The 20,392-nt window shown below is 68.4% G+C and carries 25 protein-coding genes; all 25 read right to left on the bottom strand.

From position 1 onward, the window contains the following. Positions 1–11 precede the first annotated feature (11 nt). Positions 12–674: a YmfQ family protein gene (locus AC3WLD_RS05645; RefSeq protein WP_492555954.1), complete on the bottom strand. Its 663-nt coding sequence runs from the start codon at positions 672–674 to the stop codon at positions 12–14. Continuing rightward, the gene (locus AC3WLD_RS05640) at positions 671–1,723 is read right to left on the bottom strand and encodes a baseplate J/gp47 family protein (RefSeq protein ID WP_492555953.1); all 1,053 of its coding nucleotides are present in this window, start codon (positions 1,721–1,723) and stop codon (positions 671–673) included. The genes AC3WLD_RS05645 and AC3WLD_RS05640 overlap by 4 nt, the downstream gene beginning before the upstream one ends. Then, a complete protein-coding gene (locus tag AC3WLD_RS05635; RefSeq protein ID WP_492555952.1) occupies positions 1,720–2,208 on the bottom strand; it encodes a phage GP46 family protein in 489 nt (162 codons plus the stop codon). Before AC3WLD_RS05635 ends, AC3WLD_RS05640 begins: the two co-directional genes overlap by 4 nt. Further along, entirely contained in the window at positions 2,205–2,732 is a 528-nt protein-coding gene (locus AC3WLD_RS05630) for a phage baseplate assembly protein V (RefSeq protein ID WP_492555951.1), read from the bottom strand. The genes AC3WLD_RS05635 and AC3WLD_RS05630 overlap by 4 nt, the downstream gene beginning before the upstream one ends. Beyond that, the gene (locus tag AC3WLD_RS05625) at positions 2,729–3,790 is read right to left on the bottom strand and encodes a phage baseplate assembly protein (protein WP_492555950.1); all 1,062 of its coding nucleotides are present in this window, start codon (positions 3,788–3,790) and stop codon (positions 2,729–2,731) included. The genes AC3WLD_RS05630 and AC3WLD_RS05625 overlap by 4 nt, the downstream gene beginning before the upstream one ends. Beyond that, positions 3,787–5,022: a DNA circularization protein gene (locus AC3WLD_RS05620; protein ID WP_492555949.1), complete on the bottom strand. Its 1,236-nt coding sequence runs from the start codon at positions 5,020–5,022 to the stop codon at positions 3,787–3,789. Before AC3WLD_RS05620 ends, AC3WLD_RS05625 begins: the two co-directional genes overlap by 4 nt. Continuing rightward, positions 5,019–6,506 carry a tape measure protein gene (locus AC3WLD_RS05615; RefSeq protein ID WP_492555948.1) on the bottom strand — a complete coding sequence of 496 codons (1,488 nt, stop codon included), beginning with the start codon at positions 6,504–6,506 and terminating at the stop codon, positions 5,019–5,021. The genes AC3WLD_RS05620 and AC3WLD_RS05615 overlap by 4 nt, the downstream gene beginning before the upstream one ends. 115 nt (positions 6,507–6,621) lie before the next feature. Continuing rightward, positions 6,622–6,936, bottom strand: a complete 315-nt coding sequence (locus tag AC3WLD_RS05610) for a phage tail assembly protein (RefSeq protein WP_492555947.1) — start codon at positions 6,934–6,936, stop codon at positions 6,622–6,624. After that, on the bottom strand, positions 6,936–7,301 hold the full coding sequence (locus tag AC3WLD_RS05605) for a phage tail tube protein (protein WP_492555946.1): 366 nt from the start codon (positions 7,299–7,301) through the stop codon (positions 6,936–6,938). Before AC3WLD_RS05605 ends, AC3WLD_RS05610 begins: the two co-directional genes overlap by 1 nt. 56 nt (positions 7,302–7,357) lie before the next feature. Beyond that, the gene (locus tag AC3WLD_RS05600) at positions 7,358–8,821 is read right to left on the bottom strand and encodes a phage tail sheath subtilisin-like domain-containing protein (protein WP_492555945.1); all 1,464 of its coding nucleotides are present in this window, start codon (positions 8,819–8,821) and stop codon (positions 7,358–7,360) included. Next, positions 8,818–8,982: a DUF2635 domain-containing protein gene (locus AC3WLD_RS05595; RefSeq protein ID WP_492555944.1), complete on the bottom strand. Its 165-nt coding sequence runs from the start codon at positions 8,980–8,982 to the stop codon at positions 8,818–8,820. The genes AC3WLD_RS05600 and AC3WLD_RS05595 overlap by 4 nt, the downstream gene beginning before the upstream one ends. Then, positions 8,979–9,590, bottom strand: a complete 612-nt coding sequence (locus AC3WLD_RS05590; protein ID WP_492555943.1) for a phage protein Gp37 — start codon at positions 9,588–9,590, stop codon at positions 8,979–8,981. The genes AC3WLD_RS05595 and AC3WLD_RS05590 overlap by 4 nt, the downstream gene beginning before the upstream one ends. Continuing rightward, positions 9,587–9,808, bottom strand: a complete 222-nt coding sequence (locus AC3WLD_RS05585; protein ID WP_492555942.1) for a hypothetical protein — start codon at positions 9,806–9,808, stop codon at positions 9,587–9,589. Before AC3WLD_RS05585 ends, AC3WLD_RS05590 begins: the two co-directional genes overlap by 4 nt. Beyond that, on the bottom strand, positions 9,805–10,311 hold the full coding sequence (locus tag AC3WLD_RS05580; RefSeq protein WP_492555941.1) for a phage virion morphogenesis protein: 507 nt from the start codon (positions 10,309–10,311) through the stop codon (positions 9,805–9,807). Before AC3WLD_RS05580 ends, AC3WLD_RS05585 begins: the two co-directional genes overlap by 4 nt. After that, positions 10,311–10,733, bottom strand: a complete 423-nt coding sequence (locus tag AC3WLD_RS05575; RefSeq protein WP_492555940.1) for a phage protein Gp36 family protein — start codon at positions 10,731–10,733, stop codon at positions 10,311–10,313. The genes AC3WLD_RS05580 and AC3WLD_RS05575 overlap by 1 nt, the downstream gene beginning before the upstream one ends. 75 nt (positions 10,734–10,808) lie before the next feature. Then, positions 10,809–11,429: a hypothetical protein gene (locus tag AC3WLD_RS05570; RefSeq protein ID WP_492555939.1), complete on the bottom strand. Its 621-nt coding sequence runs from the start codon at positions 11,427–11,429 to the stop codon at positions 10,809–10,811. Beyond that, positions 11,426–12,316 carry a Mu-like prophage major head subunit gpT family protein gene (locus AC3WLD_RS05565; RefSeq protein WP_492555938.1) on the bottom strand — a complete coding sequence of 297 codons (891 nt, stop codon included), beginning with the start codon at positions 12,314–12,316 and terminating at the stop codon, positions 11,426–11,428. The genes AC3WLD_RS05570 and AC3WLD_RS05565 overlap by 4 nt, the downstream gene beginning before the upstream one ends. Before the next feature lie 26 nt (positions 12,317–12,342). Then, positions 12,343–12,753: a hypothetical protein gene (locus tag AC3WLD_RS05560; protein WP_492555937.1), complete on the bottom strand. Its 411-nt coding sequence runs from the start codon at positions 12,751–12,753 to the stop codon at positions 12,343–12,345. Then, positions 12,753–13,889, bottom strand: coding sequence for a phage protease (locus AC3WLD_RS05555; RefSeq protein WP_492555936.1), 1,137 nt, complete (start codon positions 13,887–13,889; stop codon positions 12,753–12,755). Before AC3WLD_RS05555 ends, AC3WLD_RS05560 begins: the two co-directional genes overlap by 1 nt. A 214-nt stretch (positions 13,890–14,103) precedes the next feature. Further along, positions 14,104–15,747, bottom strand: a complete 1,644-nt coding sequence (locus AC3WLD_RS05550; protein WP_492555935.1) for a phage head morphogenesis protein — start codon at positions 15,745–15,747, stop codon at positions 14,104–14,106. Position 15,748: 1 nt separating this feature from the next. After that, complete coding sequence (locus tag AC3WLD_RS05545; protein WP_492555934.1) at positions 15,749–16,288, bottom strand: hypothetical protein; 540 nt, start codon at positions 16,286–16,288, stop codon at positions 15,749–15,751. 4 nt (positions 16,289–16,292) lie between these two features. Further along, positions 16,293–17,981, bottom strand: coding sequence for a DUF935 domain-containing protein (locus AC3WLD_RS05540; RefSeq protein ID WP_492555933.1), 1,689 nt, complete (start codon positions 17,979–17,981; stop codon positions 16,293–16,295). Further along, positions 17,981–19,525 (bottom strand): terminase large subunit domain-containing protein, encoded by a 1,545-nt coding sequence (locus AC3WLD_RS05535; protein WP_492555932.1) that lies wholly within the window; start codon positions 19,523–19,525, stop codon positions 17,981–17,983. The genes AC3WLD_RS05540 and AC3WLD_RS05535 overlap by 1 nt, the downstream gene beginning before the upstream one ends. Then, the gene (locus AC3WLD_RS05530; protein WP_492555931.1) at positions 19,522–19,809 is read right to left on the bottom strand and encodes a hypothetical protein; all 288 of its coding nucleotides are present in this window, start codon (positions 19,807–19,809) and stop codon (positions 19,522–19,524) included. Before AC3WLD_RS05530 ends, AC3WLD_RS05535 begins: the two co-directional genes overlap by 4 nt. Next, a complete protein-coding gene (locus AC3WLD_RS05525) occupies positions 19,806–20,387 on the bottom strand; it encodes a phage protein Gp27 family protein (protein WP_492555930.1) in 582 nt (193 codons plus the stop codon). Before AC3WLD_RS05525 ends, AC3WLD_RS05530 begins: the two co-directional genes overlap by 4 nt. Positions 20,388–20,392 lie beyond the last annotated feature (5 nt).

Below are 20,392 nucleotides of genomic sequence, written 5' to 3'. Positions count from 1 at the left end.
GGTTGGTCTCCTTAACCGGTGAAGTCGATCCAGAATGCCGCGGACGGTTCGACGTCGTAGGCAAACAGGACGATGGTGTGAGCGGGCCGGGCCCGGGCGATCACGCACTCGAGATCGATCGCCCCGAACCCGCGCAGGCGGACCCCGAGTCGGTCGCCGATCTGCGCCTGGGCGATGAAGGTCGCTTCCTCGAGATACCCGTCGAAGGGCCGGACGTGGACGGTCCAGCAGAAGGCGAAGTCCGGCCCGTTGAGGCGGTCGCCGATCCGTGCGCCGACGCGAGCGGGCCGGTGCTCCTCGATCCAGATCACGTAACCGAGCCGCGCCGCCAGTTCGATGAAGGCCTGTCGGCTCTGTCCGCCAAGGCCGGTCAGCTTCTGCTGAAGCGCCGCCTGGCGCTCGCCGGCGTTGTCCGGCCGGCCGGTGCAGGCGTCGGGAAGCCCGGCGACCCGCTCCCAGTCCGGGAGCAGTTCAAGCGCGGTGCGCGGATCCGCCTCCTCGAGCAGGTCGAGCCCGCGCGCATCGACGCGGGCCAGCTCCTCGGCAAGCCCGGCGAGCAGCTGCGCAAAGACGCTGTCGCGGCCGAACTCCCACGCCAGGCCGCGCGGCAGCAGCTGGCGCAGTTGCCCGGCATAGGCTGCGGCGTCGCGCGGCAAGGTGCCCTCGTAGCTCATGCGACGAAAGCCACGTCGCCGAGCATCGGCATGCGGCCCTGGTTGGCGGTGAAGTCGAACGCCGGCAGGTTGACGACGTGGCGGAACTCGCCCTCGGCCAGGCTGATCGCCTCGCTGATCCGGCTGCGGTAGATCGTCCCGCCGGGCTGCGCGTCGCGCGAAAAGAAGTCGGCGAGCTCGCCCAGCACGGCGGCGCGCGTGTCGGGGGTGTCGGGGATCAGGCGGATCTCGAAGTCCACCGGTTCGGCGGCCGGCGCGAAGACGAACAGCTCGGCCGTGACCGGGCGGAGCACGTCGAGCGCGGCCTGGACCGCGGCGACGTCGTCGACCAGCGGCAGGATGTCGTCGCGGCCATCCATGACGAAGGTAAGGCCCACCGTGCCGGTGCCCATCCACCCCGGATAGCACCACGCGCGCGTGACGCCCGGCTGGGCCAGCGCCCACGCCACATAGTCGCTTTCCGCGCCGCCCTGCGGCGGTGTCTGGATGCGGTCCAGAAGCCGGCTCAGAAGGCTCTCATCGCTTTCTTCGGCCGCGCCAGCGACCTCGGCCGAGGCGACGATCGCCGCGGCGTTCACGCCGGCAACCGGGCTCGCGAAGGTCAGCTGGGTGCCCGGCAGGACGTCGCCGCCCGCGCCGGCCTCGAGCGCGACGACGGCAACAGCCGCGGCACCGGCCGCGATCGTCGCCGCAGTCTTGACCGTGAACAGCGCGCCGTCGGACCGGGTGAGCTGCACCCCCGCGTCGATTACCGATCCGTTCGCACCGGTGGCGGTGATGGTCGCCTCGGCCGCGACCGCGGCCTTGCGGCGGATGCCCCAGATGCTGGCCCAGCGGGCGAGGTATTCGGCCTCGGCCGTATCGGGCATCAGCTGGCGGGCGAGCCAGTCGAGATAGCCATAGAGCCCGGCCACCGCGCCGGCCTGCACCCGCGCCAGTACGTCGAGGAGCGAGTGGCGCAGGCGGCTGTCGGCACCCGGCATGCGGGTTTCGATGTCGCTGCGGCCGCGCTCGACCAGCTGCGAAAGGGTCGGACGGGCGAATGTCATGCGGAGGCCTCCCAGGTAAAGTCATGGCGCTCGCGGGCCGGGCCTTCGGGACGCTCGAGGATCACACCGATCGCCAGCAGCTGGCGCAGGCCGTCCTGGACCTGCGCCTCGACTTCGACGGTGATCGTCTTGACCACGCCGTCGCGGATCAGCCAGGCGAGCGCCTCGTAAGCGAACTGGCGAGCCTGCGCGGTCACGCTCGAGAGGACCTTGGCGCGGCGCAGCGTCCACAGCAGCGAGCCCAGGTGGTTGCGGACGTCGCTGTCTGCCGCGGCGTCAGAGACCTCGCCGGAAAAGGCGTTGCCCCACCATCCGCGGCGATCGTCGCCATCCTCGGGCAGCGCCATGCCTTCCGGCGCGCGGGCATCGGTGAACAGCGAGAGCAGGATCGCGGTGCGCATCCCGTCGTGCGTCGCGAGCGCGCCGCCGGCGAGCGAGAGGTCGGCACCGAGATCATCGGACCAGGTGAGCGCGAGATCGGTCATGATGCCCGCACCTTGTCGCTGCCGCTGATGATCTTGTGGGTTCCGGGATCGACGTCGTCGCCGACCCGCGCGACCTTGGCCCCGCCTTCGCCGCCGAGCTGGACTTCCTCGCTGTCGACGATGACCTGCGGCGCGGTGACCAGCACCTTGGCCACGCCCGTGATCGCCAGCGCCTCGCGGCCGAGCAGGACCACGTTGCCGAGATCGTCGTGAAGCGCGACTTCGCCCTGCTGAAGGCTCTGCAGGCGATAGCGGCGATCCTCGACCGCGATCACCACCGCGTGGCTGCGGAGGCCGCCCATGCAGCCGACGATCGCCTCGGCCCCGGCGTGCGGATGCGACGTGAAGCCGTACTCCTGGAAGCGCTCGACCGCGTCCTGGCCTTCGTCGGCGAAGAGCTCGATTTGCAGCTCCTGCGCCTCGCGGGCATCGTCGATCAGGCTGATCACCGCGCGCGAAAGCATCCCACGCAGTCGTCCTTCGAGCGGCGACATCAGCCGGCGGAAATGGTCGGCGGCGCTCATTGCTTCGGCTCCGGCCCGGCGATCTTCGCCCAGGCCTCGGGCGGGACCATCTCCAGCTCGGTGGTCGTTCCCTGCTCGGCGCTGCGCACGAAGCGCACCCGCTGGATCAGCAAAGCCTCATCGCGGCCGCAGCTCGGGATCCGGCACGACGCGCGCTCGCCCGCTTTCCAGATCCGGCCTGACTGGCCATCGGTGAACCAGCCCGGGAGCGTCACGGTCAGCGGCCGGCCGCGACCAGAGCGGACCTTGGCCTCCCATTCCGCCCTTTGCTTCAGGTTGGCAGTGTCGGCCTGGTCCTCTCCAACGACGATCATCGGGCGGTATCGGGCAACGCCGGCGTCCTTGGCACTGGCCTTGACCTGGGCGACGTCTTTGCCTTTGCGGCGGTCGCTGCCCGATGCCTGGCCCTTGACGATGTAGTCCGAGAAGCGCTCGGCCCCGTCGTCGCTGGAGCTGGCAGTCAGCGCGTTGACGCCCTCCTCGATCCGGCCGGCGACCGCGCCGTCCTGGCCCGGGTTGCCTATGCGGATGCGGCCATCGCCGACCGACCAGCAGACGAGGCCGCGATAGCGGCACATCCGCTCGATCGCCGCGAATGCGGTCTCCTGCGGCTGGAGCGCGAACCGTTCGAACGCCTTGCCGGTGTCGCCGGCGACATCGATGGCGATGCCGAAAGGTTTTACGATCTCGCCCGCGATCGCCTCGAGCTTCTTGCCGCGCCAGCTTCCCGGCGACACCACGACCGAGCAGTCGACGAGGTCGCCTGCCTTGTCCCGGCCGGAAACACGGATCGCGCTGTCTTCGGCACTGATCGACCGTTCCACGCGGTCGATCCAGCCCGTGACCAGCGTTTCGCCGCCCAGGCTGACCCGGCAGGCCATGCCACGCTCGATCGGCCACTGGCTGGCCCCGGTACGCTCGCGCGACGCCAGGGTCAGGTCGAAGCTGCCCGAGATCGAGTCGATCGACGTTTCGATCGAGACCTCGGTCCACCCCGAATAGGCGGTCGCCCCGAGAGTCAGGACGACGTCGTGACGGGCGAGCCGGTCGAAGGTCATGCCCGCGCTCCCAGTCCGGCGCTCACGGTCAGCAGCTCGATGGTCCGTCCGCCGGGGACGAAGCCCGGATGGCGGACGCGGTTGCGGCCGACGATGTCGGCGAGCCGCGTCTCGAGGCCGGATGGCCCATAGATCCGCTGTGCGATCGCGAGGGCTGGCTCGGTCATTGCCAGCTCCACCCCATAGACCCGCGCCAGCGAGGCTCCGCGCGCGGCGATGTCGCGGGCGGCCGCCCGGCGCAGCGCGTCGAAGCTGTCGGCTGCGGCGTCGTCGCCGGCATCGGCCGAAGCCAGCGCCAGGCGGTCGAGACGCTCGGCCAGCGCGTCGCGGACGGCGATCGCATCCTCGTAGCTGGTGAACGGCAGTACAGCGGTCGCACGCGCCAGTTCGGCGGCGGCGGAGACCCGGAACAGCCGCAGTAGCGCCTCGCGGTTGTCCGTCTCGAGCACGCGCTGCGCGGTGCGCTCCGGAAACACCGGCTGCGCTGGCACCCAGTCGACCATCTTGCTGAGACCGGCGACACGATTGCGCGATGAACCGCCGAGCACGGACACCGCCTGGACCAGCCCGACGATCGACTGGCCGAGCGCGAGCGGATCCCGGAGCAGCCGCGCCATGTTGTCGGGCAGAAAGCGCAGGCCGGTTTCGAACGCGCGAAGCGTCGGCCCGAGCCCGCCCTGCAGGCCTGCCGCGAGCTGGCTGATCCCGGCCATGCCGGACACGATGTCCGCCGCCGACTGCTCTACGAAAGCCGCTGCGCCTGCGATCGAGAAGCCACCCGCGAATACGCCGGGAGCCTTCGCGATCTGGAGGTCTGCCTCGCTGGCGGCCAGCTCGCCACTGGCGACCGCGATCGGCGCGGTCACCTGCAGGCCGGCTTCGCCGAAGCTGATTCGGAACCAACAGACCCCGCCGTCCTCGGTGCTTTCGGTGGTGGTGAAGTCGAGCACCGAGACCATCATCTGGCCGTGCCAGGGATGGACGAGCAGACCCGGTCCCGCTTCCTCGAGCGCATCGATCAGTTGGTCGCGGCTCGCTGTGTAATCGGTGCCGATGACGTGGCACTCGAGGCTGAATTGCCGCGCCCGCCGGCCGAGGTCCTCGACCACCGGCTCATCCCGGCCGGGGAATTCGAACGTGATGTTCCGCCGTCCACCGCTGCGCTCGTGGCTGGCGGTCCGAAAGGCGACACCGCGGAAGCTGCCCGCCTGGTACTGGTCGCGCCAGCTCACGACGCACCCGCCATCGATCGGCCGAGCGCAACGCTGAAGGGCACGTCGCCTGCGGGCTTGACCTGATTGAGCTTGCCGCTCAGGCCCGGCGCGAGCGAGATCGCGAGTTGCGCCTGCCCGCCCACACGTACTTCCTGCGCCGCAGTCTTGCGCCCGGTCGGCTTGGCGAGCAGCGGCGGGACGCGTGCCGGCCCCTTCGGGAACGGGACATTGGAGGTCGGCCGGGTCGGGCCGGCCGCGGCCGGTGCGTCGCCGCCGAAGATCTGCCGCCCGAAGTATCGCGGAAGACCGAACGGCTTGTACAGGTCGCTGAGGGCGGGCATCGCATTTGCGGCGCGCACGATCGCGTTGGCGAGGATCACGGCCGCATCGGCAATGGTCTGGAGGTTGCGGCCGACCTTCGCCCAGTCGGTATTCTCGACGAAATCGACGGCGATCTTCCAGGCCTTCTCGAGCCAGTCGGAGATCGACTTCGCCCAGGCCTGCAGCCGGCCGTCCTTCGCCATCTCGCTGATCTTCGCGAGCCATTCGCCGAGCTTGCCCTTGACCATGTCGAAGATGCCGGCGTCGGCGACCATCATCTGGAAGCGCGTCCACTGGTCCTGAAGGTTCGAAATGAGGCCGGAGAACGTGCGGCTTTGCCGGTCCATCATTCCGCCGAAGCGCTCAGAGAAGATCCCGGTGATCGCTGCCTTCATGTCCGCGGCGTTCTTGCGAACGGTGCGGGTCATCTCCTTGCCGTTGCGCATGTAGGTGAACTTCACCTTGTCGCCCTGGGCGGAGGCGCGGATACCGAATTCCTTCAGCCGCTCGAACTCGCCGGTAACGGCATCCGCGAGCGCCTCGACCGATTGCATCAGCGGCTTGCTCATCCCGGCCGAGGCATCGCCCAGTGCGCGCAGCGAGCCGTCGAGCGGGTCGATGCCGTAAGCCTTCAGCTGGACATAGGCCTCCATGACCTGGTCCAGCTCGTAAGGCGTGGTCTGCGCGAAGTCCTGCACCCAGGCCATGGCCTTGCGCGCCTTGGCCGCGCTGCCTTCCATGTTCTCGAGCATGATCGAGAACTGCTCGAACTGCGCCGCCGTCTTGAAGATATTGAACACCGAAAACCCGGCCGCGCCGACTGCGGCGGCAGCGGCCCATTTCGCCGCTCCGAGCGCTAGGCCGCCCATCTTCTTGCCGAGTGAGACGACGCCCTTGCCGGCGAGCTCGGCCCCTTTGTTCCATGCCGCCAGTCCGGCGCGGCCGGCGTAACGTGCTGCGGTCCTGCCGACTTCGCGGAAGGCACTGGCAAGGTGACCAAGCCCAGCCCGCAGCCGGGATCCGAGCTGGTACCCGCGTTGATACGCCCGGTCCGGGTCACGAAGATCGGAGGCCAGCTTCCTCGCGGCGCGACCGAGGCTCGCCATCGACTGCTGGATGCGCTTCGCCGGACCAGTGACCCGGTCGGTTGCCTGCAGCAGCATGGAGAATTTGAGCGACATCAGTCCTCATCCGCAGGTGCGAGCCGCTCGGCCTGGCCGAGCCAGAAATCCACTTCGTCCCACCTCAGCCGCATCAGCTCGGACGGCTGGAAGTGGAACGAACCAGCAAGCGTCCCTAGGCAGTCTGCCCAGTTTTCCGGCCACTCCCCGTGGCCGCGTCGAGCAAGTTTCCCAGGGCCTCGAAATCTTCCGGATCGAGGTTTTCGATCTGCTCGGAGTCGAGGTTGGTCAGCTTTCCGATCATCGCGATCGCCAGCGCCACGGGCCGGCCGTCGAAGTCATCGACAAGCCTCAGGTGCTTTGCCTTCGGCCGTCGCACGACGATCACGCTACCGGCATCGAGCAGCACTTCCTCAAGCTCCTGGCCGGCCTGGTCGACCGTGGTGCGGACGATCGGATGGATGAGCGTGTGGGTCAGCGGCGGGCGCATCACAGCACCTCTTCGGCCGGCGGGCCCTGGAAGGTGACCTTGGCCTTGCCGTCCGGGCCAAAGCTGATCGCGTCGGCGCAGTACGCGTTGCGGATGATCCACGTCTTGCCGGTGTCGAGCTCGGCGGTGACCGTCGCGTTGTCGATCGAGCGCAGCAAGGCGAGGCTCACGTTCGACTTGTACAGCAGGGTGACCTCGAGCTTCGACTCCTTGGTCATCTGCTTGAACGCGCCGGCTTCATAGTCGCCGGCGACGGCTTCGCGCACCGCCCCGCCGATATCGAGGGTCGCTTCGCCCGAGGTCGGGTAGGAAACGCCGTCGATCTTGATCTTCATCTGGCCGACGACGCGATTGGGATTGGCCATCTCGGGATCCTTTCAATGGGTTCTCGGCGCGCTCTCAGCGGCCGGTGAGCAGGCGATCAGAGGCGGAACTGGATGGCAGCGGCGAAGCTGCGGAACTGGTTCACGATGTCCGGCGGCACGAGCGCGTTGACCCGGCTCGGGTTGCCCTGGTCGCGCTCGACGATCAGGTCGGCGACGAACTGGTCCAGACCCTCGACCAGGCCTGCTTCTTCCCACTCGCGGGCCAGCGCGATCAGCTCGGACCGGATGATGTTCGGCGTGACGATCGCCTGCCCGGGGCCGAAGTTGGTCCCGTCGTCGGCAAGCTTGTGGCGCGGGAACTTCAGCGCGATACGGGCGCGCAGCGAAGCGCGCAGGTAGCCGAGCGTGGTGACCGTCTCGAGGTCGAGCCAGGCGGTGTCCTCGATGCCCAGCGCATTGGTCTGGTACGTGGTGATCGCCCGCTCAACCCGGGCAGTGCCGCCCTGGTCCACCGTGAAGGTCGAGATCCCGTCGCGCAGCAGCAGGTCGCGCTGGGCGCGGGTGAAGCGGTCGGCTTCCTTCGGTGCGACCAGCCCGGTCAGGGTGAGCGTCTGCAGCGGACGCGCCGGGTCGATCGCGGTGTAGTAACCGCAGATCGCGCCCCAGATCGCCGCCGCCTCGGCCGGCCATGTCGGGCTCTTGCCGGTGCCGAGGACCGAGACCAGCTCGCTGTTCAGCGCCGCGCCGAACGCCGCCAGCGCGCCCTGCGTCCCGCTCTTCGCGCCATAGGCGACGCTCTCGAGCATCCGCAGCGGCCCCCAGCGATCGTCGAGCTCGGCCTTCGCCGCGGCGACGGTGGTCGCGTCGGTCAGGCCGATCACGATCGTGCGATAGGCGTTGTCGCCGATCACCGGCCACACTGTGGCGAGATCGGGATCGGTCGCACCAGCCGCCATCGCGACGATCGCCAGGGCGACCCCGGCCGGCAGTGCTTCACCCGCGAAGTGGCTGTGGCGAATGTCGATCGAGTTGCCGACCGTGCCCTTGTGCCGGCAGGTCACGGTGACCACCGCGGCAGCGGCGGCGGCGGTCACCGGCAGATCGGCCTTGGCATTGATCGCGGCGGCGATCGCGGCGGCGATGTCGTTGGCGATCGCGCCGGTAGCGACTGCGACCGGGACGGCGACGCCGGCGATCAGGAGGGCGATCGTTCCCGGCGCCGTCGCCGGGCCGGTGACCGTGATCGTCCCGCTCGCGGCGCTGCCGCCGCCGATGTCGTCGAGCGCGATCGCGTGGACCTCGCTGTAGCGGTCCGCCTTCTTGAACGCGGCAACCATGCGGGCGAGCATCGAGCCGCGGCCGAAGAGAGCGATGGCCTCGCCTGCCTCGGCGATCGGCTTGACGGTGAGCGCCGGCGCGGTGCCGGCGGCGAGTCGCTGGCCGATGATGAGGACGCGGTTCGCGATCGGCGGCAGGCCGGACACCGCGCGGCTCGAATCGAACTCGATGTGCTGGCCGGGAACCCGCAGGTCGGCCGGGATGCTGTTGAAATCGATCATGCCTTCTTGCTCCTGTGAAGGGCCGGAATAATGTCACCGTCGGCAATCAGCCGGGCGAGGTACGGGGAATGCTCGAGCCTCTCGCCCGCCTCGCGCAGCAGCCGTCCATCGGGCAGACGGACGCGGCGGCCGGGCGCGGGCCGGTAACGAAGCGCGGTCACTGCGGCAGCTCCATCTGATCGGCCGCGTCGGGATCGGCGGCGGGCAGTTCCGGCCCGACGTTGCCGAATGCGGGGATGTCCCAGTCGACGTGAAGTGTGTCGAAGGGCGCGTCGTCCCGGGGGAACTGCCCGAACGGGATCGTGCAGCTGAGCGCGATCGCGACCAGCGAGAGCCCGGCCTTCCGTATCTCGGGCGAGCGCGCGACAAGGCGCAGGCCTTCGACCGTCACCGGGTGGGTCAGCTCAAGCGGCTCGAGCGCATTGCCGGACAGCAAGCGGACCGCGTCGATCGCCAGCTGGTAGCTGCCGGGCTCGCCCGGCCCACCGTGGCGCGTCGCGGTTTCGTTTCGGAGGTTCTCGGCCGCGACGACAAGCGCGAACCGGGCCTCACCCATGAACCCGGCGTCGTCCTCGGCATCATCGCCGCGGTCGATTCCCAAAAACACCGCCCAGGCGGCCGGGCAGCGCAGCGGCACCTTGCGCTCCTTCAGGTAAGCGTCGAACTCCTCGGGATAGCTCTCGAGCGTGCGGTACACGTATCCGAGCTGCCCGCTGTCGCCCGCCTGGCGCAGCACCTCGACAAGGGCGTTCTCGACAGCGCCGATCATCGCGCGCACCGCTTGCGACAGATCATCGAGATCACTTCGGCGACGACGAGGAACACGGCCCACAAGAGCGCGATCGGCCAGACGATTGCGGCCAGGCGTAGCCCGGTCTCCCGCTTGGGATAGCCGCACTCGGCGTTGCCGTTCTCGATCAGCACCGCGATCGACCAGCACAGAGCGAAACCGACCAGCCAGAGCAGGACCAGGATAAGGCCGATCATACCGCGCCTCCGATGGCGTCGCGGGCGTAATCCTCGGCCTGGGCGAGCAGCTCGATCTCGTCGTCGCCGGAGAGGCCGAGGAACGGCCGCGCCGGGATCTCCACTTCCTTCACCCGGCGCAGGCCGAGCCCGCCGGGCAGGCTGAAGGCGAGGAAGGGCGCGTTCTTCGCGCGGATCTTCGCGCCGAACTGGTGGACGCCGGCATAGATCAGGTTGGTGCCGACCTCGACCCGGTCCCGGCCGGCGACGGAATGGATCGACTGGCGCAGGAGGCCGCGGTCGGTGAGGGTCTTGCCGCCTTCCTCGCGGGCGCGGATCGACTTCGACCACTTGCGGCCATCGGGCGCGGTCTCGGTGTCGAAGCGGTCGATCGACGCGCTCTCGAGCGTAACGCCGAAGCCCTCCATCAGCGGAGTGAGATCACCGAAGGCGGCAACGAGCGCGCCCAGCCGGGCCTCGATCTCGTGCCCGCCGCGGGTGTCCAGGCGAAAGGTCGCGGCCATCAGTAGCCGTCCAGGCTCGAGCGATCGAAGCGGCGCTCCGATCCGCTGGTCAGGATCTGGCCGGGCCGCGGCGCGGCTTCCTCGACGCCGGCGTCGAGCTTGATCACGCCCTTCGAGATCTCGGCGAGGCGGGCGAGCGCGTCCTTGCGGCGCGAGGATACCCAGTCGGGCAGCTCGGACCGCCAGAGCAGCGAAAAAGCATAGTCGCAGGCAATGTCGGTCAACAGTGCGTGACCGGCGAGCGCGGCGGCGTCGCGGTGGCGCGCGGCGATGTAGCTGGTGATCAGCGTGTCGGCGCTCTCGAGCGCGTGGTCGACCTTGGCCTGGTAGATCTCGCCGATCCCGGCCTCGTCGGTCAGCTGGATGAGGTCCCGCTCCTCGAAGCGCGCCTGCATGTCGGCAAGGTTCGCAAAGAGGGGCACGGGATCATGGTCCTTTCATGAAGGGTTGGGCGGCGACCGGAGAGGATGTCGGCCGCCGCCCGGCGACCCGAAGGCTCAGGCCTTCGAAGTCTTCTTCTTCTTTTCGGCGACCGGAGGCGGAACAGTCCCCTCCGGTTGGTGCTCTTCGGCCACCGCAGCCTTCTGATCAGCTGCTACGGTTTCCGCCTGTTCGCGAGCCTGCTCGGAGGTCGACGCCGAACCGTCCTCCGCCCCGGCGGGGTCAACAGCAGCGGCGTCCTTGACCTCCGCTACCTTCTCAGCGTCTTCGCCTTCAGGCGCGGCCGCGCCCTCCGGCTCGTGCGCTGACCCGCCAAGGGTCTGCAATTCCGCACCCGGCACCTTCGCGCCGTTCAACTCCGGGATCGGAGGGTCGTTAGGATCGGTCTTCGACGCCTCGGCCTCGGCCATGACTTCGATGAACGCCGCCAGCTCGGCGACGTCCTCCTTGGTGGCGACGCGGGCTTCCTCGTTTCCATCCTCGTCGATCGAGACCAGCTGGACGCGCAGCTGCGGATCCTCGCAGATCGCGACCACCTTCAGCCCGGCCGCGGCATCCTGGCCGAAGTCTTCCGGTGTGAGGTCGCGAGGCTCGGGGCCAAAGGCGAACCCGGCCCGGCGGCGCGAGGCGAGGCCGATGGCCGAGCCCAGCGCGGCGACGCGGATCAGGTACCTCACAGCCAGTCGCACACGAGCAGCTCGGCCGTGCCCTTCCAGACGTTGGTCTGGCCGTTGGCCAGGCTGTCCGCGTTGAGGATGTTGAGCGCCTTCTGCTCGAGGCTGGCCGGCACGACCAGAAGCGACGGGCGGATGCCGAGCTTGCGCCCGAAATCACCGGTGAACCCGCGCATGGCTGCGCGGGCCGCACCGTAGCTGTCGCCGTCGAGCGCCTGCTTCGAGGCGTAGGCGAACTGCCAGAAGCCGAAGCCGACGTTGTCCCGGCTGTCGACACCGTAGAGGAATTTCTTCCTGTGGAAGAGGTTCGGATCGTCCGGCTTGTCGAGCGCGGTGAACTGCGGCTTCTTGCGCTCCTGGACGATGATCGGCTTGATCGCCCGGGTGTCGTCGATCAGGTACCAGGCCGCGCCGGCACCGCCGCCGAAGTTCGAGACCGACTGCGGGTTGCCATTGACATCGAGCACCGGGTGATCGGTGTCGAAGTAGTACTGGCCGTCATAGCAGTTGGTCGCGAAGCCGTTGGCGAGCAGGCCCCAGCCGAGCTCGTCGAGGTGCGCGCCGGTCGCACGGCCCATCTCTGTGAACATCGGGGTGTAGATCCCGACGTTGTCGTCCTCGATGTCGTTGCGATCGACCTCGATCGTCATTTCCCAGTCCTTGTTGGCGATCGAGTAGCGATGCGCCTGGAGCTGGTTGATGACGCGGTCGCCGACCCATTCCCGCATGCCCGGGAACTTGCCGAGCCAGCCGTATTCCTGGCTGGCGGTAGAGCTGGAGACGCGGGTCGCGATCCGGTCGATCTGCGAGCCGGCCTGGCCGAGGCCGCCCTGGTACGCCGTCGAGAAGGCGACGCCGAGGTTGGCAAGAGTTCCGCCGTTGATCTTCATGGTTCAGTTGTCCCTGTTTCCCGGCCTCAGCCGATCTTGACCCAGACGCCCTGGGCGTCGACGTCGACGATGGTGCCGGCCGCGGAGCGGGTCGCGCCGCCGTTGGTCTTGGCGACGGTCTGGTCGTCGACGACGTAGGCAGTGGCCCCGATGTCGGCGATCGTGATCAGGTCACCCGCCGCGCTGTTGGCGAACTGGAAGGTGCCGCGCTCGACCTCGATGGTCTTGTCGCCGTCCGCGCCGGCCGAGTTGTCGACCGTCTTCAGCGCAAGGCCATCTGCCTTGAGCGTGGTCGCGACCGCGCCGGGCGTCGCGTAACCGGTGGCCGAAAGGCACACGAGAGCGCCGGCATAGATCTTCTTCGCCGCAGCGACCTTTCGGAAGAAGGTCTTGCTGTCGCGCTTCTTGGTGAGGCGATCTTCAGTGAGCGCAGCCATTACGCGGCCTCCTCGTCACGGGTCTTCAGGAAGTCCGCCTCGGCGATCCCGGTGGCGGCGCAGATGGCCTTCTCCTCATCGGAGAGCTTGCCCTTCTCGGTCTTGGGCGGCTGCCCGCCGAGGTCGACCGAGGCGAGGACCGGCACGGCCTTGCCGAGGTACTTCTCGAGCTCGGCCGGGTCCTTCTTGCCGAGATCGATCGCCCACTCCTTCATGGCGGGCGCGAGCTTGCCGTCCTTCACGGCCTGATCGACCGAGGCGAGGACCTTGTCCTCCTCGAGCTTCGCCAGGCGCGCGGTCAGATCGTCGTAGCCGGCCTTCGGCACGTACTTCGTCGGATCGGGCGCACCGGCCGTGCGGGCCGACTTGACCGATGCGAGCACGGTCTCGGCGCTGGCGTCGTCGCCGAGCTGGAGTTCGCTGCGGATCGAGGCGAGCGCGGTCTCCGCACCCTCCTTGCCGCTCTTCAGCTGGTCGATCGCGGCGAGGACCTTGCTTTCGTCAAGGCCCTCCGCCGGGATCGCCAGTGCCGTGGCGAGGCTCGCCAGGGCCAGGGTGATCTTGCTCATATCGGGGTCTTCTCCTGCAGGTGCGCCGCCCTGTTGGTGGGCGAGCGCGGGAAGTTCGAGATTGGGGGAGTTGGTGAGGCCGGCGTTGACCAGGCGGATCACCTCGCGCGTCGATGGGTGGACGCGGAAATTCGGGCTGACATAGCGGTACTCGCGCGAAGCCAGCGCGGCCTCGGCCTTCGGCGTCCACTCGACATCGGCCCAGATGCCGTCGCCCTCGATCTGCAGATTTCGCACCCAGCCCGCGGCAGGGGCCTGGCCGCCAACGCCGGCGGTCGCCGCCAGCTCAGACTGGTGATCATAATCGACCATCATGTCCGCGCCGCCCAGGAAGCGCCTGGTCGCGGCGAGCACTTGTTCAGCGTGAGCGCGGTCGCGAAGGATCCAGGGGCCACGCCCGTCGCGCCCGAAGAACGGATCGCCGAACGGCAGGACCTTGATCCGCTGCGAGGGCTTTCCATCCGCGACAGACACTTCCTGCGCCGCCGCGATGGCGCGCTCTTCCGCCGCAACCGTTTTTACGGTGCTGCGAAGGTGCGCAGGGATCGAGGTGGATTTGCCGGCCATGAAACCGGCTTAGATGCGTCGGCGGAGGGTCCGTTATCTCCGGCGACGGAGCAGGGCGCGAAAGAATCGCTGCTATTGCGGACCGGGCAATGCTTGGCCTGATCCGCACGATTTGCCAAGCTGGTTGAACCTGCCACCGGATCGGCCTATATCGAGCCCACGCCACGCGCCGTTTCGGACGTCCGGTCTAGGCTTCAAGCACAAGACAGCGGGGCTACTTCTTCCTCCTCACCGACTTCGGCACCACCGTGTGCTTGCGCACTTCGAACGTCGCGCTGTAGCTCCGGCCGCCGGCGCTGCCGCGCACGTGGACCAGCGGCGACCCCGACGCCGAGATCGGCGGCGTGCCGTGATTGAAGCGCCCGCTGCTGAGCAAGTCCGGCATGTTGAGCAGATCATCCGCTCCGATCGCAATTTGCCCGCGACCGTCCTTGCCGTGCCGCTGGAAGATATGGCGCGTCACGCTGCGGTCGAGCGAGACCACCTTCGTCTTCCCTTTCCTGTCCACGCCCGACAAGCCGAGGCGAGAGAGCTCCGCCACGGCATGGCCCGAAAGCGCGTCCAGATCGAACCGCGCCCTCCCGTCGCCGTTTGCGATCGCGCCGTCGATGAAGCTGAGTGCGCCTGCACCCTTGCTGGCAAACCGGCCGCGGCGGTCGCGCACATAGCGGTCGCGCGCCGCGAGCTCACTGCGATCGGCAGACCAGACCACCTTTCCCGCATCGAACCGCCGCGGCGATCCGACGAACCAGCGCCAGAAGCTGCCGGCTATGTCGACCACGCCCTCGGGCGAGCGATAGCGCCGGACCAGCAGCGCGCGACCGTCCAGCGCCGTGACCCAGACCAGCCCGATCGTCTCCGGCCTGGTCAGCACCCGTGCCGCGGCCGCGAGGCCCATAGCGGCCCTGGCACCGAGGCGCGCCATGGTGCCGTCCGGCCGGCGCAGAAGCCCGAGCGAGATCGCCATCGGCCAGCCGGCCGCATCCTCCCAGACCACGCCCTTCACCGCCGCGGCGCGGTCGCGGATCCCGAACGCGGCGAAGAACCCGCTCACCGTGCGGTAATCGCTCTCTGAGAGGCTGGCCTGGAGCGCCTCCTCTTCGCCCTTGGCAGACCCAATCCGCGGTGATGGCGCGAGCGCGTCGAGGCTCGCCTTGCCGACGTTGTAGCTCCAGCCCGGATCGATCCCGCGCTCGACCTTGGTGATCTCGCCGGTGCGCTTGTTGACGTAATCGCGCTCCGGGAACTTCTGCGGCTCCGTCAGCTGCCAGCCCTTGCGCTCGAGCATCCGCTGGTTGAGCGCCTGTCCATCGCAGCGGCAGCCCCACCCGCACGGGGGGAAGTGCGTGTCCCACCACGGATCGTCGACCGGTAGGATCGTCCCGTGCCAGGCGTGGTGCTCCGGCCGCTCGCGCCCGTCCATGACCGAGACATAGCGCAGCAGCGGCAGGGTGCGCTTCGCCCGCTCGATCCGCTGCCAGCGGCCGGCTATGTAGCTCGTGCGCAGGTTGGTCTCGTAGATCGTTCGAAGCCGTGCGGGGCTGCCGAGCTGGACAACCTTCTCGACGCCGGTCTGCGGATCCTTCTGCAGCTTGCGGCCCCACCAGCCTTTCGCAACGAGGCGCGGCCGCAACTCGCCGGCGAACTGGCGAAGTGTCTTGCCCTCGGCGATCGCGCTGTCGACCGCGGCGCGGATGTCCTCGAGCAGATCGCGGGTCATCGCCTTGGCGACCGTGAAGGCCCGCGCGTGCTCTTCCTCCCAGACGTCGCGCCAGTCGAAACCGATCTCCCAGCCCTTGCTGCGAAAGAACGCAATCGCCTCGACCGGGTCGAGGCGCGGAAGAGCCTCTTCGGCCATCTCAGACGCTTTCCGCGCCGGCGACGATCAGCGGGCGCGAGAGGCCATCGCCGAGCAGGCCGTTGCCGGCATCGAGGATCCCCGCCATCTGCCAGGCTTCCCCGCGAAACCGCACGAACCCGCCTTCATTCGGTCGGAAGCCCGGCACGAGGCCCAGGGCCAGATGATGCCCGGCCTGGCCGAGCACGGCGTCGATCGTCGCGCGGGCGTTGCGGCTGTACCAGGCGCGGCGCTGGATCGCCCAGTCGGCATCGTCGGCCACCGCTGGGGCGAAGACGTGGAGAATGGTGCATTCGGCCCCCGCTTCGAAGCCGAGGGGAAGGATCAGTGGATCTAGCGCGAGCTTGTCGCCTCCACCAAGCTCGACACCTGGTCCGAGCAGGAGACCGCGCGCAGCGCCGTCGTCGCCATGATCGAAGCGCGGTACATCTGTTCCCGCGACCTGGAGGACGCCGGCGGCGTCGCGATAGGACGCGGCTTCGCCTCGCCCGAAGGTGAAGGCGAGGTCGAGGTCGGCCGCAGTGAGGTCGCCATAGGCCAATCGGTCACCCCGCCTTTCCGCGCGCCGGATCGGCGAGCCCGGCAATCCGCGCCGCGAACGCGCCGCGCGCGAGCAGCTCGGTGAACGCCGCCGGGTCCATGTCCTGAAGCGCGCCAGCGAGACGCGACTGCAGCTCGTCGATCGAGGCCGCGTCCGCGATCATCCCGTCCACGCTCTCCAGCAGCGGATCGATCAGCGCCTCCCAGTCGCCGATCGCCTCCTCGGTGGTCGCGGCGATGAAATCCGGCTCGCGCGCCGCGCCCTGTCCATCGACCGCGGCAAGTGCAACCTCATTTGCCGCCTGTGGGCGTTTAAGAGGCCCTAAGAAGGGGGTCGGCCCGGTTTTGGCACCACCGCGACCGCCCCGGGCTCCCTGGGGGCCTTCTGGCGGTAAATTCGCTCCGTCTGAATTCGGGTCTCCCTTGCCCGGTGCGATGAGCACGTCCTGCCCGTCCTTTGCGGCCGGCAGGCCCGCGCGCTCGCGCATCTCTTCGGCATCGATCTTCACGCCCATGCCGACCAGCGCGGACGCTGCCTCGACCTCGGCCTTGATATCGACCGGGTCGGGCTTGCCGATCTTCAAGCGCGGATACTTCGACCGCACCCCGCGGTTGAGCATGACGATCGGCACGACCAGGTCGCGGTTGAGCGTCGCGGCCAGGAGCTTGGCATCGGCCCGCTCGATGTCGCCCCGGACCTCGTTGTGGACGTTGGCCTGGCCGGAGCCGAGCCCGCCCGATTGCGCGTCGGTCGTGTTGGTCTGGCCGAGCACTGCCTTGGAGATCTGCAGGTCGAAGTATTCGGCATGGCTGCGCCAGAGGTCGTTGGGTGCGGTGCCGGCCTTGCGGTCGACGAACTCGACGCTCATCGTCTCAGGGAATGCGGCCGCCGCATCCGAGCCGAGGTTGAACAGCGCGCTCTCGAGAATGCGCTTGTTTTCCTCGCTCTCGTTGGGGCCGTACTTGCCGATGCGCAGCGGGTGGCCGAAGCTCTCGAGGAAGACCACCCAGTCCTTGATCGCGAAGTTCTTGAACATGTAGCCCCACGCCGCGATCCGGGCGAGGCCGCTGCGGATCGGCAGGCCGCTCTTCGCCGGATGCAGGTGCGTGACGAACTTGCCCGCCGGGAGCGAGGACGCCGGGCCGACGCCGTCCTCGCCGCCGCGCAGGAGCAGCTCTTCCCCGGTCACCCGGTCGAATTCGAACCAGCGCGGATCCCGCCACTTCAGCGCGCGCGGCAGCCAGGCCTCGGCAGTAAACTCCCAGACGATCTCGACCGCGCTCACGCCCTTGCCGATCGCATCGAGGACGTGGAACAATTCGTCCTCGAGCATGTCGCGCTCGAGCCAGGTCTTCACCAGCTCGGCGTCTTGCTTCGCTTCGGCGCTTTCATCGGCAGGCTCGACCTCGATCGGCAGCTGCGCGACAGCGCGCTTGCGGGTGCCGAGAACCGACAGGTAGTGAAGGTCCTTCTCCTCCATCTCCTCGGCCAGCTCGAAGTAGGCGAGCGCGTCGCCGTCCTCTGCCTGGCGGAGCAGGCCCGCGAGCTTTCGCGGGTCGAGCCCCTGCGCCGGATGGCCCGACTGGATCGTCCGGACGGATGCGCGCGAGGGCGCTGCGATCTCGCGATCAAGCCCCTCGCGCACGAGCGGCCGGCCATCGGGCAGGATCAAAGCGGGTGGCTTGCTGGCCATCAGAATGCGCCTCGCTGGTCAAAGCGGTTGCCGCGGGAATAGCGGCCCATGTCGTCGGGATGGACGAACCCGGCCTCGCCGTGCTTGGGTCCGCCGGAGAAGTGCCCTCCGGCCATGATGCCGCGGTACTCGTAGAGCGAGCCGCCGAAGTCGCAGGCGCGTGAAGCGAGGCTGTAGGCCCAGAATTCGTCCGCGTGGACCTCGCCGTCGTTGACGATGCGGATCCCGCCCGACTCTTCCGAGCCGACCTTCTTGATCGCCATGAGGTCGGCGCGGGTACGCGGATCGCGGCGGATGCGAATCTTGCGGGTCTGGAAGCGGCGCGCGAGCCCGAGCGCCAGGTCCACCCGGTTGGGGCCGGTCAGCAGCACGCCGACCACGCGGGTCGCGCCGTGCGCGCGGATCAGGTCCTCGACCACTTTCTCGCCCATGCCGGTCTGGTCGACCATCGCCATGACGATGCGCCGAAGCAGGAACATTCGGTCGAAGAACTCGTCCTGATGCGCGAAGGTCTGCCCGACCTCGCGATAACCGTCCCGCTCCCACAGCGTGTCGCCGAGCAGCTCCATCACGAGCTGGATCTGGCCGTCGCGCCGGCGGGCGACGTCTCGGCCGAGGTAGCACAGCCCGCCCTGGTAAAGCTCGGGGCGGCCACAGTCGTCGTGCTCGGCCGCGATGATGTCCTCGAGACTGATCAGCGCGCCGGAACCGGTCTTCGGAACGCAGTCGAGTTCCTCGGCCGCATCGTCACCATAAGCCGCGCGGATGTCCGCTTCCCATTGAACCTTGTCGGGCAGCTGTGTGCCCTTGGTCCTGGCGACCAGGGCGACCCGCTCATAGAGCCCGGCTTCCATCGCGTCCTGGAATGTGATCTTGACCGGTACACCTTTGCGCCGCCCGGCCTTGATCTCGTCGAGCAGCACGTTGAACGGATTGGCGACGCCGTCATGGGTCGAAATCACCACGACCTGGCCGCCCCAGATCAGCAGCGCCATGGCCGACTTGATCACCTCGTTAACGTTCTTGTGGAACGCGGCCTCGTCGATGATCACGATGCCCTGCTTGCCGCGCAGAGCCCGCGGCACGGAAGGCAGCGCTGTGATCCGGAAGCCCGAGGCAAAGCGGATTGAGAAGGCTTTGACGCCCTTCTCATCGGCCTCGAGCACTTCCTCTTCCTCGATCTCTCCAGCGACCAGGCCGAAGGCGCGCGCCCACATCGCGCAGACCTCGATGAACTCGAGGGTCATGTCCTTGTCGTATCCCATGTACCAGACGTTCTGCCCGCCGGCCTCGACCGACGCCGCCGCCTTCAGCGCCGCGAATGCCGCCACGCCCCAGGTGAGCCCGATGCGCCGGGACTTCTCGATGACGAGGAGCGCGGTCCCGGCGAACAGCTGGCTGGTGACCTTGTTCTGGTAGCCGAGAAGCAGGTCGCCCTTCGGCAGGCGCACGATCGCCGCCTCGGCCGCAGCGCGATCGCCCTGGATCTCGCGCAGCCGAATCTGCTCGTCGCGCTTGGCATGGTCTTCAGGCGACAGCTTCATGCAGCCATCTCCACGGGCCGGGGCGCGTGGCCTTTCAGCTTCATGCTCAGCACCGCTGAACTGCTGCTGATCTTCCCATGCCGATCAAAGTTGAGGTTTAGGCGCCAGCCGTTCGGATAATGTGCGACAGCCTTTCGCCATCCGGCGGTGCCTGTCACCCAGACGTAAACGACTGTCGGCGCTGCACCGTCGCCCACCGGAAGCACCTGCGCCAGCAACTCCTGCAGTTCGGCACTGACAGGGATCTCGACTTTCCTGGATGGGCCGCGAGGTCGCTTTGTCATGTCTCACTGCCCAACACGGCGAAGCGGATCGCATCGACGGTGTCCTTCGACAGACCCTTCGCCCGCGCTGCGGTGACCGCCTTCTCGGCCGCTTCCTTCGTCGCCTTCTCGGCCGCGCGCTTCTCCGCCTTCTCGATCACGTCGAGCTCGGTCTTGCGGGTGAGCGCGATGTTGCGCAGTGCCTCGGAGAATTCCTTGGCCTGCTTCGAATCGAGCTGGATGCCTTCGCCCTCGCGCTCGGCGATCAGCAGCTTGAACATGTTCGCCTGGAGCAGCTGCGAATTCATGTCGAGCAGTTGGCTGCCGGTCTTCCCGCCAGCCTCGCGCGCCAGCGCCTCGGCATAGACCTGTGTCTCGCGAAGGTCGGCCGAGACGTCGGCGAGCTGGCGGACGTGCCGCCCGAGCGCCGATCGGCTGACCTCGCTCTGGCCCATCTGCCCGAGCTTGTTCTTGATCTCGTCGATCGTCCAGCCAAGGTCGATGCGCAGGTGCGCGATCAGCTCGCGGATCTCCGGATCGAGCCGGTCGATCGACGACGGCGTTTGCTTGCGCCGCTTCGGACTGGTCGGACGGACCACCGGGC

This window comes from Novosphingobium sp. FW305-C-111, assembly GCF_058783565.1.
Note: the sequence above shows the minus strand (reverse complement) of the source record. Positions and strands in the feature narration are given on the sequence as shown.